The organism is Leucobacter sp. cx-328 (genome assembly GCF_014530035.1).
Lineage (GTDB): Bacteria > Actinomycetota > Actinomycetes > Actinomycetales > Microbacteriaceae > Leucobacter.
Window position 1 is genome coordinate 21,005 of record NZ_JACVMX010000006.1, and the last position, 12,942, is coordinate 33,946.

Consider the following 12,942-nt stretch of genomic DNA (forward strand, 5'->3'; position numbering starts at 1 on the left):
CGGTGAACGATTGAGATGATGAAGTCAGATGGCGCTCTGCCTGGTGAAGGCGGTGCGGTGCTCGGCGCTGTTCTCGATGACGAACGTCGCCATCGCAGGGAGGTAGCGGTCGTCTGCGGTTTCGATGATCCGCCCAGTGCTGTCGTACGCAATGCGGCGCACGCGCAAGAGCGGAGAGCCAGGATCGATGGAGAGTCGCTCACACTCGAGCGGCGGTGCAGCAATTGCGTCGATCGTGTGCCTGGCGCGGATCGGCACAACGCCCAAGCTCAGCAGGTGCTGGTAGATGGATCCGGCGTTGAGGTCGGCCGTGAGTAAGCTCTGGCCGATTTCGTATGGGTAGATGGAACGCTCGAGCATGGCTGGGCGGCCGTTGAGCAACCGCACGCGAATGATCTCGACGATGGTGTCGCCCGGCTCGATCTGTAGCTCGCGTGCGATTTCGTCTGGGGCGGGACGCGCCTCCTGGGTGACGACCTGCTGTCCGGGGGTGAGCCCGAGCTCGCGTGCCCACTCGGTAAACGACAAGAACGTATCGAACGATTGGGTGGGCGCCGTGCGCTGAACCCGGGGTGGAGCGCCACGGCGGCCGATGATCATGCCCTCCGACCGGAGCGCCGCGAGTGCCTGCCGCACCGGGCCGCGCGAGGTGCCGAATTCGGCGACGAGTGCTTTCTCGCTCGGCACGCGATCGCCAGGCTGCCAGAGGCCGGTGCGGATGCGCCGTGCCATCTCGTCATACAGCTGCGCATGCAGGGGGGAATGGTCAGTCATGGCAGCCAGCATACGAGTTGTATGTACTGCTTTTCGGGTCGTAACGGTGACGTGAAGGTGAACGAAAAGTGACGGAATTTCAGCCGAATATGGCCACAATGAACGCCTCGCAAACAGTGTTCCAAAAAGTTGTCATGACTACTTTTCGGGGCGCATGATCGAACCATGATCACCACGAACCAGCCGGAACACGTCGTCATTGTCGGCGCCGGCATCATCGGCCTCGGCCACGCAGTTGCTGCGCTTGATGCGGGCTACCGCGTCACCGTCCTTGAGCAGGATCACGCTGCGGTACTTGCGAGCGTGCGCAACTTCGGCCACGTCTGCGCTTCGGTGCAGGCGGGAGAGCTCGGCGAGCTCGCCCAGGAGAGCCTGCCGATTTGGCTCAGCCTCGCTGAGCGGGCTGGCGTTGAAGCACGCCGCTCGGGAACGCTCGCTGTTGCGCGCACCGAAGCCGAAGAAGCTGTGCTGCAGGAACTCATCACTGAGCGTGCACCAGCTGGGGCTCGCCTGCTCACGGGTGCAGAGGTCAGTGATCAACTTCACCTCGATCGTTCGGTGTTCAAGCCCGTGCACGTTGCTGGCGCGCTGTTGCCGAGTGACGTGACCGCTGATCCGCGCACTGCCGTCGCTCGCATTGCCGCGTGGGTGGCTGCTCACGAGCGCGGTGAGGTGCTGTTCGGTACGACGGTATTCGGTGCGGATCAGTCAGGAGCGCACGTCACGGTCGCCACGAATCGCGGTGACATCGTCGCGGATCGCGTGGTCATCGCAGCGGGCCACCTTGTGGGGCGCCTGTTCCCCGAACTTGCAGAGCAGCACGCGGTGCGCGAGTGCGTGCTCCAGATGACCCGCGTGCGCGCCCCGCACAGCATGGGGCTCGGCCCGGCAGTGCTCACCGGCACCTCGATGCTGCGGTACGGAGCTTTCGCGGGGCCAGCTGCAGATGCGCTGCGCGCTGAGATGCAGGCGAACCGCCGCGACCTCATTGAGATCGACGCGAACGCGATGTTCACGCAGCAGGCAGATGGCACGCTCCTCGTCGGTGATTCGCACGAGAGCTTCGCTTCTGCACCGCCGTTCCTGCGCGAGGCCTGGACCGAGCTGCTGCTCGCAGAGGCCGCGCACGTGCTCGGCGCTGAGCGCCTCGAAGTAGTCGAGCGCTGGCAGGGTATCTACGCGACGAGCGCGAAGCAAGACATCTTGCGCGCGACTCCCGCGCCCGGCATCGACGTTGTCTCGCTCACGACTGGCGTTGGCATGACCGTCGGCCTCGGCCTTGGCGCACGCACGATCGCGAGCTGGCAGTAGCCGGCCGCGCTCGCCTGCAGCGGCCAACACCCCACCCACAGACTTTCTGACTTTCCGTTTTTACTCACATTTCAATTACTCCCAAGGAGAATCGTGAAGAAATTTACCCTCGCTGCAACCGCGGCGATCACCCTGCTCGGTCTCGGCCTGACCGGCTGCTCGTCGGCTTCCGAAGACACCGCAAGCGCTGAGTCGGTGACCTGCCCCGGCGGCCAGATCCGCTTCGGCGTGCTGCCCTACGAGGATCCCGAAGCGCTCGAGCCCGCGTACCGTCTGCTCGCAGACGCGCTCTCGGAGAAGCTCGATTGCCCGGTCGAGGTGCAGATCACCGAGGACTACGCGGCAGAGGTTCTCGCAATGGAAAATGATCAGCTCGAGATTGCACAGTTCGGCCCCCTCGGCTTCGTCTTCGCAAACGAGCGTGCCGGCGCAACCGCACTCGCATCGTTCGGTGACGCAGAGGGCCAGCCCACCACCTACACCGGTGGCATCTGGGTTCCTAAGGATTCGCCGGTCAAGACCATCGAAGATCTCAAGGGCAAGACCCTCGCGCTCGGCAGCCCCGGTTCGACCTCGGGCGACGCACTGCCGATGTCGGCGCTCGTCGACGCGGGTATCGACGCTGACGTGCAGTGGGACTACGCTGGCGGCCACCCCGAGGCACTCCTTGCGCTCGTGAATGGCACCGTCGACGCGGCGCAGATCAACTCGCAGACCCTCGCCACCGCAACCGAGGCAGGCACCTTCGATCCCGCAGGCTACCGCCAGGTGTGGGAGTCGGAAGAGATCCCGAACGACCCGGTCACCGTGCGCAGCAACCTGCCGCAGGAATTCCAGGACGCCGTAAAGGACGCACTGCTCGGCCTCGACTCGGCAGATGTTGCCAAGGTGAGCAAGTTCCTCGGTGTTGATCCCGCTGGCCCCATGATCGAGGTCACTAACGACACCTACAAGCCCCTCTTCGATCTCGCTGAGACGATGAACCTCACTGAGAAGGACGTATAACCCGTGAGTCTCGCCGCACCCCACGCGACCGGTATCGCCGCACTGCCCGACACCGCATCGCACACGACCGCAGAAGCTGCAGGCGCACTGAGCGCAGGCGCACACGGCGCAGCCGAGGTGCTCCTCGACGTGCAGGCCATCTCGAAGAGCTTCGGTGACCGCGTCGTGCTCAAGGACATGAGCATGCGTGTGCACGCCGGTGAAGTGGTGGCCTTCCTCGGAGCCAACGGCTCTGGCAAGTCCACCACCCTCCGCGCGGTCAATGGCCTCATCGAGGCCGATTCCGGCGATATCGAAATCGCTGGGGTGCGGCTCAACGAGGCGAGCGCGCAGCGTCGTGCTGAAGCGCGTCGTACGGCCGCCACGGTCTTCCAGAAGATCCACCTCGTGCAGCGCCGAACGGTGCTGCAGAACGTCTGCGCTGGCGGCCTCTCGCGCATTCCGCAGTGGCGGTCCGTGCCAGCGCTGTTCCCAGAAGATCTCAAGCAAGAAGCCATGGTCTGCCTGGAGCGTGTGGGATTGGCGGATCGCGCCCACGACCGCGCAGGCAGCCTCTCCGGCGGCCAACAGCAGCGCGTGGCCATCGCCCGCGCCCTCTGCCAGCGTCCCCGCATGATTCTTGCTGATGAGCCGGTATCGGCGCTCGACCCCAAGGCGGCAGACGACGTCATGTCGCTCCTGCACGAACTCGCTGTCGAAGAGGGGCTCGGCGTTGCAGCGGTGCTGCACCAGCCGCAGCTGGCCCGCAAGTACGCGCACCGTGTTATCGGATTGCGCGACGGTGCCCTCGTCTTCGACAAGCCCACCGACACCATCGACGATGCCGAACTCGCATCGCTCTACATCTAAGGAGTCCCCGTGCTGACTACTGCACCTGAGCAGCCCGTACCCGCAGCCGCAATTGCTGGGGCTCCCGTCGCCGGTGCGCCCACAGGCACCACCGGTGGCAAGAACGGCGGCAACCGCGCTCGCCGCATGGATGTGCCTCGCGATCCGCGCGCCACCGGCCGCGCCACCTCGTGGGTGACGCTCGCGGTCGTGCTGCTCGCGCTGCACTGGTTTGCCTTCCAGGCAACCGACTTCCGTGTCGATGCGCTGGTCACCGGCGCAAACGGTATGGCCCGGTTTATCAGCGAGGCGTTCCCGCCTGACTTGTCCTCTGAAACGCTCGTCAAGGGCATCGAAGGTGCGCTCACGACGCTCTGGATCGGTCTGCTCGGCACGACACTGTCGGTTCCGTTCGCGCTGCTACTCGCGGTCTTCGCCGCCCGCACCACGACCCCCAACGCCTTCATGTACCAGGCTGCACGCGGTATTCTCTCGTTCTTCCGCGCAGTGCCCGACATCGTCTTCGCCCTCATCTTCGTGACCGCGGTGGGCCTTGGCCCCTTCGCAGGTGTTCTCGCGCTGATTTGCCACAACACCGGTGTCATGGGCAAGCTTTGGGCAGAAGCGATGGAAGACATTGATCCCGGCCCTGAGCAGGCGCTCCGTACCGCGGGTGCATCGCGTTGGCAGGTCGTGTCGAACGCGACCATCCCCAGCGTGCTACCGCAGCTCACCGGACTGCTGCTCTACCGCTTCGATGTGAACGTACGTTCGTCGCTCGTGCTCGGTCTCGTTGGCGCCGGCGGTATCGGCCTCCTCATTAACAAGGCGATCAAGACCTTCCAGTTCGACGAGATGCTCACCTACCTCATCATCATCCTTATTGTGATTGTGGCGGTTGACTTGCTCTCGGGGTGGATCCGAAAGCGTCTCCAGCAGTAGCCTGCTGGACATCGATTCCGAACAGAGTCGCGAGGGCCTGCGCCGCATCGTCGCCGCGGCCCTCGCGGCCGAGTGTGCGGATCCGCGTCATCGGCTCATGGAGCAGCTTCCCGGTGAAGCGCCGGAGCGCGGTGGCGACTTGATCTGATTCGCACAGCTCCTCTTCGAGAATCGCCGCGACGTGAGTGCGCAACGCTCGCAGGCTCGGGACGGCGTCTCGCTCGGCTTCAAGCGCGTGAAACTCTGCAGCTGCGGCGCGCACGATTTCGTGGGCCTCGGCCTCAGCGCTCAGTTCGGCGACGGGCGCGTGCTTCGCGATGGTTTCGAGGTCGAGGAGCGACACTCCAGGCACCTCGGCAACGGTTGGATCGATGTTGCGCGGGAGACCCAAATCAATCAGGAGGAGCCCTTGCTCGCTGACCTGGCTGAGAAGGTCGGGGGTGAGTAGAGGCTCCTCTGCGCGTGTGCAGGCAATGACGAGGTCTGCTGTCGCGAGTGCCTCGCCGAGCTGGTCACCAGCAACCGGCATGAGGTTGTGCTGAGCCGCGTAGTCGGCGGCTCGGCCGGACGGTGAGAAGACCTGAATGCTGGTGGCGCCGCGCGCTCTGAGTGCGGCGACTGACGCACCGGCATAGGCGCCGGTGCCGATGAGGAGCACCCTGGCCGAGGACCAGTCGGGGATGCGAGCTTCTGCGATCCGCAGCCCAAGTCGAACGAGGGATTTGCCACTTGACCTGATGTTGGTGCGGTGCCCAACCTCGCGGGAGGTGCGGGTTGCCGTTCGAAATAGGTGCTCCAGTTGATGTGTCAATGTGCCCTGTTCGCGGGCGGCATCGTGTGCTCTGCGAACCTGTCCGGCGATTTCTGTTTCGCCGATGACAGCGGAGCGGAGGCCGGAGGTGACTTCGCACAGGTGTACGACCGCCGCGTGCCCGGTCGCGGTGGTGGCGACAGTGTCGAGTTCGGTCTCGGGGAGGTTGGCCGCCATTGCGATGTTCGTGAGGAGTGACCCCGGTACCCAATCGTCTGGCTCTGCGTCGAAATCGGCGTACACCTCAAAGCGGTTGCACGTCGCAAGCACGACTGAGCCGCGGGTGAGTGGGGTTCTGGTGAGCGCCGTGGCAATCGCCTCTTGGTGGAGCGAAAGCCGCTCGAGCAGCCCAAACGGGGCGCGGTCGAGGGGGAATGACAAAGAAATAAGCATGTAAAGCAGGTTTTCAGGCTCGTGGTCAAGGATCAGAGATAAGCAAATCATCCATTTCTGAGTACATCAGATGTGATACATCAGATGTGGGTATTAGTATCTGGTGCGATGAATGCTTTACCTGCAACCCACCCGCTCATTTCGGGGCGCACGAGCGGTTCGCCGTTGATCCGCGCGCTCCGCGGCGATCGTCCTGACCGTGTCCCCGTATGGTTCATGCGACAGGCTGGCCGTTCCCTCCCGGAGTACCGTGCGCTGCGTGCTGAACACCGCATGCTCGATGCCTGCCTTGATCCGCAGCTTGCCTCAGAGATCACCCTGCAGCCTGTGCGCAGGCACGGCGTTGACGCCGCGGTGTTCTTCAGTGACATCGTGGTCCCGCTGCTACTTGCCGGAGTCGACGTCGATCTTGTCGCCGGGACCGGGCCGGTTTTTGCGCAGCCCGTGCGCACTGCTGCTGATGTGGCGCGCTGTCGTGCCGAGCATTCGCCTGAACGTCTCCGGGCCGCGCTCGACCCGATACGCGAGGCGGTCGCTTTGACAGTTGCTGAGCTCGGTGACGTGCCACTCATCGGCTTCGCCGGCGCGCCCTTCACGCTCGCCGCCTACCTCGTCGAGGGGCGGCCGTCGCGTGAACACCTCAAGGCGCGTGCACTCATGCACTCCGACCCCGGCGTGTGGGCTGCACTGCTGGACTGGGCTGCAGACCTCAGCGCGGTCTTCCTGGAAGCGCAGGTCGAAGCTGGCGCGAGTGCGGTGCAGTTGTTCGACTCATGGGCTGGCTCGCTGAGCGTCGCCGACTATCGCGCGGCCGTAGCGCCAGCGTCCCGGCGTGCACTGTCGCTTGTGCGCGAGACCGGCGTGCCGATCATTCACTTCGCGGTCGGATCGGGCCACCTGCTCGAAGCGCTTGCGGACGTGGAGCCGCACGCGCTCGGTGTGGACTGGCGGATCCCCCTTGATGAGGCGAGCGCCCGCCTCGGCGACGCGTTTCCGCTCCAGGGAAACCTCGACCCCGCGCTGCTGTTTGCGGGGCCGGTGGCACTCGAAGAACACCTCGCCGACGTGCTCACCCGCGGCGAGCGCGCCCCTGGCCACGTGCTGAACCTGGGGCACGGTGTGCCGCCTGAGACTGACCCTGAGGTACTCACCCGGATCGTGGAGTTTGCACATGCCTGGCGTGGCTAGCGCTGACTCGGCAGGGCCAGCTGGCTCTGCGGGCTCTGTTGGCTCTGCCTGCTCTGATCGCTCTGATCGTGCGACAGCCGCGGTCGTTGGCGGCGGTGTCGCGGGCATGGTGGCTGCGTGGGAGCTGGCGCGCGCTGGTGCGCAGGTGACGCTGTTCGAACGCGAGACCTCCCTCGGAGGTCGAATCGCGAGCACCATGCTTGCCGGGCATCGCGTCGACCTCGGGGCTGAGGCCTTTGCGACGCGAAACGGTGGTGTGCAGGCGTTGCTCGTCGATCTCGGGATTGCAGACGAGATCGTCTCACCTGCTGCGCTCGGTTCGTGGGTGTTTGCGGATGGTCAGGCCCTGCCGTTGCCTGCCGGTGGTGCGGTGGGGATTCCGGCGCGGCCGCTGTCACGGGCGTCGCGCAGTGTGCTCGGCTGGGGCGGGGCATTGCGTGCTTCAGCTGGTCAGGTGTGGCCGATCCGCGCCCGGGTCACGCGAGACACCTCGCTCGCCGAGCTCGTGCGCACGCGATTGGGGCAGCGGGTACTTGAGCGGCTCGTGCGACCGGTGTGCTTAGGGGTGTATTCGCGGGAGCCCGAGCTCATGTCGGTGGGTGCTATTCCTGGACTGTACGACGCCTACGTGCGAACTGGAGGGTTGGTGCGTGCGGCGCGTGAATTGCGTGCGTCTGCGCTGTCGGCTGGTGGTGCGGTGGCTGCGCTTCCCGGTGGGATGTTCCGACTCATCGACGTGCTGGAACATGAGCTGGAACGCCTCGGCGTACAGATCCGCACCGGCGTCACGATTGTCGCGATCGGGGGCGCGGATCGCGACCGCATCATCCTCCGAAACGAAACTGGCGCGTGTGTGGCTGAGGCTGATGGTCTCGTCGTCGCCACTCAGCAGTCTGCGGCGAGCGCATTGTTCGGGTGGGGTGAGGGTTCCTTGCCTGCAACTGAGCTGAGTGACGTGGTGGAGGTGGTGGCTCTCGCGCTGACTGACGCGCGATTGGACGCCGCGCCGCGTGGCACTGGCATGCTTGTCGCGCCGGCTGGTGAGCAAACGGTGCGAGCGAAGGCACTCACGCACGTCACAGCGAAGTGGCCTGACCGTGCGGCGCAGCGCGGGCCGAGCGAGCACGTACTGCGGCTGTCGTATGGTCGCGCGGGAACGGTACCCGAGACCGTCGGCTTGTCCGATGCTGTAGTGCGTGCACTCGCACTACAGGACGCATCGGAACTGCTGGGTGTGGAATTGGCTGACGCGTCAATCCAGGCGTGTGTGCGGCAGCAGTGGCATGCCGGCGGGCAACGCTGCGAGGTCGTGGCGACCCCGTCACGTATCGCGGTCGCTGGTGACTGGGTGCACGGCACGGGGCTCGCTTCGGTCATCCCTGGTGCGCGCACGGCAGCCCGCGACCTCATCAGCAATCTTCGTCAAGCATCAACAGAAAGTGTCACGTCGTGAACTTCATTCCTGTCACCCGCGCTGACGGCCCAGTCGCCGCAGCTCCGAACCGCATCAGGATCGGCACCCGCGGCAGTGCGCTCGCCGTCACTCAGACCACGACCGTGGCCGAGGCAATCGCGCGCGCGACCGGCTGCGAAGTGGTGCTCGTCATCATTCGTACCCACGGTGACATCTCTCGGGCACCGCTCGCGCAGCTCGGTGGCACCGGGGTGTTTGTGAGCGCCCTGCGTGATGCGCTGCTTGCGGGAGAATGTGACGTCGCGGTGCACTCGCTCAAGGACCTGCCGACCGGACCCTGCGAGGGGATCACACTCGGGGCGGTGCCTGAGCGTGCTGATCCGCGTGATGCGCTCTGTGCGAGAGACGGGCTCACCTTCGCAACGTTGCCCACAGGTGCGCTGATCGGTACCGGTTCTCCGCGCCGCACTGCTCAGCTACTCGCGCGCCGCCCGGATCTGCGCGTCACTGATCTGCGCGGCAACGTCGATACTCGGCTTGCACGCATCACCGCGGATCTTGACGCCGTCATCCTCGCCTGCGCCGGGCTCGACCGCCTGGGCCGCGCCGACGCAATCTCGGAGCGGTTCCCACTGACAGTCGCCCCCGCGGCTCCCGGCCAGGGCGCACTCGCGATTGAGGTGCGCGCGAGTGATGCGTCCGAGCCAGTGTTGCTCACAGCCCTCACCGCGCTCAATGACCCGGTGACTCGGGCCGAATCGCTCGCCGAACGCGCGCTGCTCGGCACACTCGAGGCAGGGTGTGCTGCGCCCGTTGGCGCCTCCGCGCACATCGTGGACGGCCGCATCGAGCTGACGGCGGCGGTATATACGGAGGACGGCAGCGGCCAGGTCACGGTCACCGCGAGTGATGAGTGGCAGGGATGGGGCGCGGATCGATCCGCCGCCTACCACCGCAGCCTGACTGATGCGGTGCCCGCAGAGCTCGGTGCCCGAGTCGCGCGGGAACTCATTGCGCGCGGTGCGCTCGACGTTGCACCCGCAGGGACGCTCGGGGTGACCGGACCGTATGACCCTGCGCTGCAGGTGGTCGCGTGAGTGAGCCGGTGCTGCCCGGGGCAGGGCCAGGAGCCGGGGCCCGGCCGCTCACTGGGATTCGCGTGCTCGTGCCGCGCGGACCAGAGGATGGCGCAACGATCGCGGCACACGTGCGGTCACTCGGTGGTGATCCCGTGCTTGTACCGTTGCTCACAACCGAGCCACTAGAAAAGGATCTGGCCGCTTCCTTCACTGCCGCGGTCGCGCGGTGGAATGCCGGCGCCTACGACTGGTGTGCTGTCACGAGCGCGCGGGGAGCCGAGGCGTTTGTTGCCGCCGGGGCGATGCCTGAGCGCGGTGGGCGGATCGCGGCCGTCGGCCCAGCCACCGCCGAGGTGTTGACTGCCGCGGGGTTCACGGTGGCGGTCATGCCCACCGAATACACGGGGGAGGCGCTCGGTGAAGCGCTCGTGCGTGCGCTTGATCGTCAGATTGGCGCCCGCGTGCTGCTGCCGCTTTCACACATCGCGGCACCCACGCTCGAGCAAGCGCTGCTCACAGCCGGTCACCTGCCAGACCGCGTGACCGCCTATGTGACGGTGGTTGTCCCCGCAGACCCAGCGCGAGATGCAGAGATCGCCACCGCGGTTGACGCTGCGCTGGTGCTCAGTGGATCCTGCGCGCGCGCACTCCACTCCCGATTCCCTGAACTCTTCGCGCACGTGCCCCTCGCAGCCATCGGCTCGCCGACCGCGGCTGAGATCTCGCGGCTGGGACGATCCGCGCCCATCATCGCCACTATCCACAGCGCGCGAGGCGCCGTTGACGCGCTCGCTGCCACCTACTTGACTCACTCTTCACACCCATCGCAAGGAGCACCCGAATGACACACTTCACCGTCCCCACTCAGCGCCCACAGCGCCTGCGGGCGAACCCTGCCATGCGGCAGCTTGCTGCTGAGACGCGGGTGGATCCGCGTGACCTGGTGCTGCCGGTCTTCGTGCGCGAGGGGATTACCGAGCCGCGACCGATCTCGTCGATGCCCGGGGTCGTGCAACACACGATGGACTCACTGCGTGCAGCCGTCTCAGAAGCCGCCGCTGCCGGTGTCGGGGGAGTGATGCTCTTCGGCATCCCCGAGCATCGCGATGCCATCGGAAGCGCTGCGACCGATCCTGCCGGTGTGCTCAACGAGGCGACCAGGGCGGTCGCTGCCGAGGTGGGTGATGCGCTCGTAGTGCAGACCGACCTCTGCCTCGACGAGTTCACCGACCACGGGCACTGCGGAGTACTTTCCCCAGGGGGTCAGAACGTCGACAACGATGCGACGCTTGCGCGGTATTGCGACATGGCACTTCGGCAAGCTGAAGCTGGATCACAGCTGCTTGGCCTCTCCGGCATGATGGACGGCCAGGTTGCCGCGGTGCGAGTGGAACTCGATCGTGAGGGGTTCATTAACACTGCGATCCTGGCCTACTCGGCGAAGTACGCATCTGCGTTCTACGGTCCGTTCCGTGAGGCCGTTGATTCGCAGCTGACCGGTGACCGTCGTACCTACCAGATGGATCCCGCGAACCGGCGTGAAGGGCTACGCGAAGCTACCCTTGACGCGGCAGAGGGCGCTGACATCGTGATGGTGAAGCCGGCGATGAGCTACCTCGACGTGCTCGCCGACGTTTCTGCCGTGAGCCAGGTGCCCGTGTGGGCGTACCAGGTGTCAGGCGAAGCCGCGATGATCGAGGCTGCTGCAGCCAACGGCTGGATCGACCGCCGAGCCGCGATCACCGAGTCTCTGGTTGGCATCCGTCGTGCCGGAGCTGATGCCATCCTCACCTACTTCGCTACCGAGGCTGCGGGGTGGCTGCGATGAACGGCGCGGATCAGACCCACCACGAGAGCAACGCTGTGAGCAACGCTGACCTCGCCGCGCGCGCTGCTCGCGCGATTCCAGGTGGGGTGAACTCGCCCGTACGCGGCTTCGGCTCCGTCGGTGGCACCCCACGATTCATGGTGAGCGGCCAAGGCTGGCGAGTTACTGACGCGGAGGGGACGGAATACGTCGACCTCATCGGTGCGTGGGGTCCCGCGCTGCTCGGCCACGCACTCCCTGAGGTCGTTGAAGCGGTACAGCGAACTGCAGCCCACGGTCTTGGCTTCGGTACGTCCGTTCCTGCCGAGGCAGACCTCGCCGAAGAGATCATGCGGCGCATGCCCGACGTCGAGCGCGTGCGTCTTGTCTCCACCGGCACCGAGGCGACGATGACGGCCATCCGCATTGCACGCGCGGCGACCAACCGACCGCTCATCATCAAGTTCGCTGGCCACTATCACGGTCACTCCGACGGGCTCCTCGCCGCGGCAGGCTCGGGCCTCGCCACCTTCGGGCTGCCAGGCTCAGCGGGCGTGACCGCTGAGAACGCAGCCCAGACGTTGGTGTTGCCGTACAACGATCTCACCGCACTCGAGACCGCGTTCGCTGCGCATCCCGGTGAGATCGCTGCGATCATCACCGAATCGGCCGCAGCCAACATGGGCATCGTGCCACCAGCGCCCGGGTTTACCGCCGGTCTCTTGCGCATCGCCCACGCGAACGGTGCGCTCGTCATCACCGATGAGGTACTCACCGGGTTCCGTGCGAGCGCATCGGGCTACTGGGGCATTGAGCGGCCAGACATTGTGCCAGGGCAGCGCCCAGACCTCTTCACCTTCGGCAAAGTCATCGGCGGTGGCCTCCCGCTCGCCGCACTCGGCGGTCGTGCCGAACTCATGGACCTCCTCGCGCCTCTCGGTCCCGTCTACCAGGGTGGCACCCTGTCAGGAAACCCGGTCGCCGTAGCTGCGGGCCTCGCCACGATGCGTGCAGCAGACTCGAGCGCGTACTCCCAGATCGAGTGGTTCGCAGACGCCCTCGCAGACGAAACCTCGACCGCGCTCGCCGCAGCTGGAGTTTCGCATCGCGTGCAGCGAGCCGGCACGCTGCTGAGCGTGCTGTTTGGTGATTTCCCCGCGGCACCGCACACCTACGACGAGGTGTTGCAGCAAGATACCGCTCAGTACCGCGCCTTCTTCCACGCGATGCTCGATGGCGGTGTGCACCTGCCGCCGAGTCCGTTCGAAACCTGGTTCGTCAGTGCCGCTCATGACGCCGTCGCGCTCGAACGAATTGCCGCTGTGCTGCCTGCAGCGGCACGTGCCGCTGCAGCCGCAGCGTAATTTCTTGAATCTCTGCGACGGTCTAA

12 protein-coding genes are annotated in these 12,942 nt (G+C 65.8%); 10 read left to right on the top strand and 2 right to left on the bottom strand.

Going from position 1 to position 12,942, the window contains the following annotated elements; genetic code table 11:
* Nucleotides 1–24: 24 nt before the first annotated feature.
* Entirely contained in the window at nucleotides 25–774 is a 750-nt protein-coding gene (locus tag ICL81_RS08750; protein ID WP_188034522.1) for a GntR family transcriptional regulator, read from the bottom strand.
* A gap of 165 nt (nucleotides 775–939) precedes the next feature.
* On the opposite strand from ICL81_RS08750, the gene ICL81_RS08755 reads away from it, so the two are divergent.
* The 4 genes from ICL81_RS08755 to phnE all read left to right on the top strand — a co-directional run bounded on the left by ICL81_RS08755 (nucleotide 940) and on the right by phnE (nucleotide 4,860).
* Nucleotides 940–2,085 carry a TIGR03364 family FAD-dependent oxidoreductase gene (locus tag ICL81_RS08755; protein ID WP_188034523.1) on the top strand — a complete coding sequence of 382 codons (1,146 nt, stop codon included), beginning with the start codon at nucleotides 940–942 and terminating at the stop codon, nucleotides 2,083–2,085.
* A 93-nt stretch (nucleotides 2,086–2,178) separates the two neighbouring features.
* Entirely contained in the window at nucleotides 2,179–3,090 is a 912-nt protein-coding gene (locus ICL81_RS08760) for a phosphate/phosphite/phosphonate ABC transporter substrate-binding protein (RefSeq protein ID WP_188023158.1), read from the top strand.
* Nucleotides 3,091–3,093: 3 nt separating this feature from the next.
* Nucleotides 3,094–3,939, top strand: coding sequence for an ATP-binding cassette domain-containing protein (locus tag ICL81_RS08765; protein ID WP_353055474.1), 846 nt, complete (start codon nucleotides 3,094–3,096; stop codon nucleotides 3,937–3,939).
* Nucleotides 3,940–3,948: 9 nt separating this feature from the next.
* Nucleotides 3,949–4,860: a phosphonate ABC transporter, permease protein PhnE gene (gene phnE / locus ICL81_RS08770; RefSeq protein ID WP_353055475.1), complete on the top strand. Its 912-nt coding sequence runs from the start codon at nucleotides 3,949–3,951 to the stop codon at nucleotides 4,858–4,860.
* Here phnE and ICL81_RS08775 read toward each other — a convergent pair.
* Entirely contained in the window at nucleotides 4,799–6,064 is a 1,266-nt protein-coding gene (locus tag ICL81_RS08775; protein WP_188034524.1) for a glutamyl-tRNA reductase, read from the bottom strand. The genes phnE and ICL81_RS08775 overlap by 62 nt on opposite strands.
* 108 nt (nucleotides 6,065–6,172) lie before the next feature.
* Between ICL81_RS08775 and hemE the strand changes: the two genes are divergently transcribed.
* Genes hemE through ICL81_RS08805 form a run of 6 tightly spaced genes read left to right on the top strand, consistent with a single transcriptional unit; the run spans nucleotide 6,173 to nucleotide 12,916 of the window.
* Complete coding sequence (gene hemE, locus ICL81_RS08780; protein WP_188034525.1) at nucleotides 6,173–7,252, top strand: uroporphyrinogen decarboxylase; 1,080 nt, start codon at nucleotides 6,173–6,175, stop codon at nucleotides 7,250–7,252.
* The gene (gene hemG, locus ICL81_RS08785; protein WP_188034526.1) at nucleotides 7,236–8,705 is read left to right on the top strand and encodes a protoporphyrinogen oxidase; all 1,470 of its coding nucleotides are present in this window, start codon (nucleotides 7,236–7,238) and stop codon (nucleotides 8,703–8,705) included. The genes hemE and hemG overlap by 17 nt, the downstream gene beginning before the upstream one ends.
* Before the next feature lie 5 nt (nucleotides 8,706–8,710).
* Nucleotides 8,711–9,763, top strand: coding sequence for a hydroxymethylbilane synthase (gene hemC, locus ICL81_RS08790; protein WP_188034612.1), 1,053 nt, complete (start codon nucleotides 8,711–8,713; stop codon nucleotides 9,761–9,763).
* Nucleotides 9,760–10,590, top strand: a complete 831-nt coding sequence (locus tag ICL81_RS08795) for a uroporphyrinogen-III synthase (protein WP_188034527.1) — start codon at nucleotides 9,760–9,762, stop codon at nucleotides 10,588–10,590. The genes hemC and ICL81_RS08795 overlap by 4 nt, the downstream gene beginning before the upstream one ends.
* Nucleotides 10,587–11,573 carry a porphobilinogen synthase gene (gene hemB, locus ICL81_RS08800; protein ID WP_188034528.1) on the top strand — a complete coding sequence of 329 codons (987 nt, stop codon included), beginning with the start codon at nucleotides 10,587–10,589 and terminating at the stop codon, nucleotides 11,571–11,573. The genes ICL81_RS08795 and hemB overlap by 4 nt, the downstream gene beginning before the upstream one ends.
* The gene (locus ICL81_RS08805) at nucleotides 11,570–12,916 is read left to right on the top strand and encodes a glutamate-1-semialdehyde 2,1-aminomutase (protein WP_188034613.1); all 1,347 of its coding nucleotides are present in this window, start codon (nucleotides 11,570–11,572) and stop codon (nucleotides 12,914–12,916) included. Before hemB ends, ICL81_RS08805 begins: the two co-directional genes overlap by 4 nt.
* Nucleotides 12,917–12,942 lie beyond the last annotated feature (26 nt).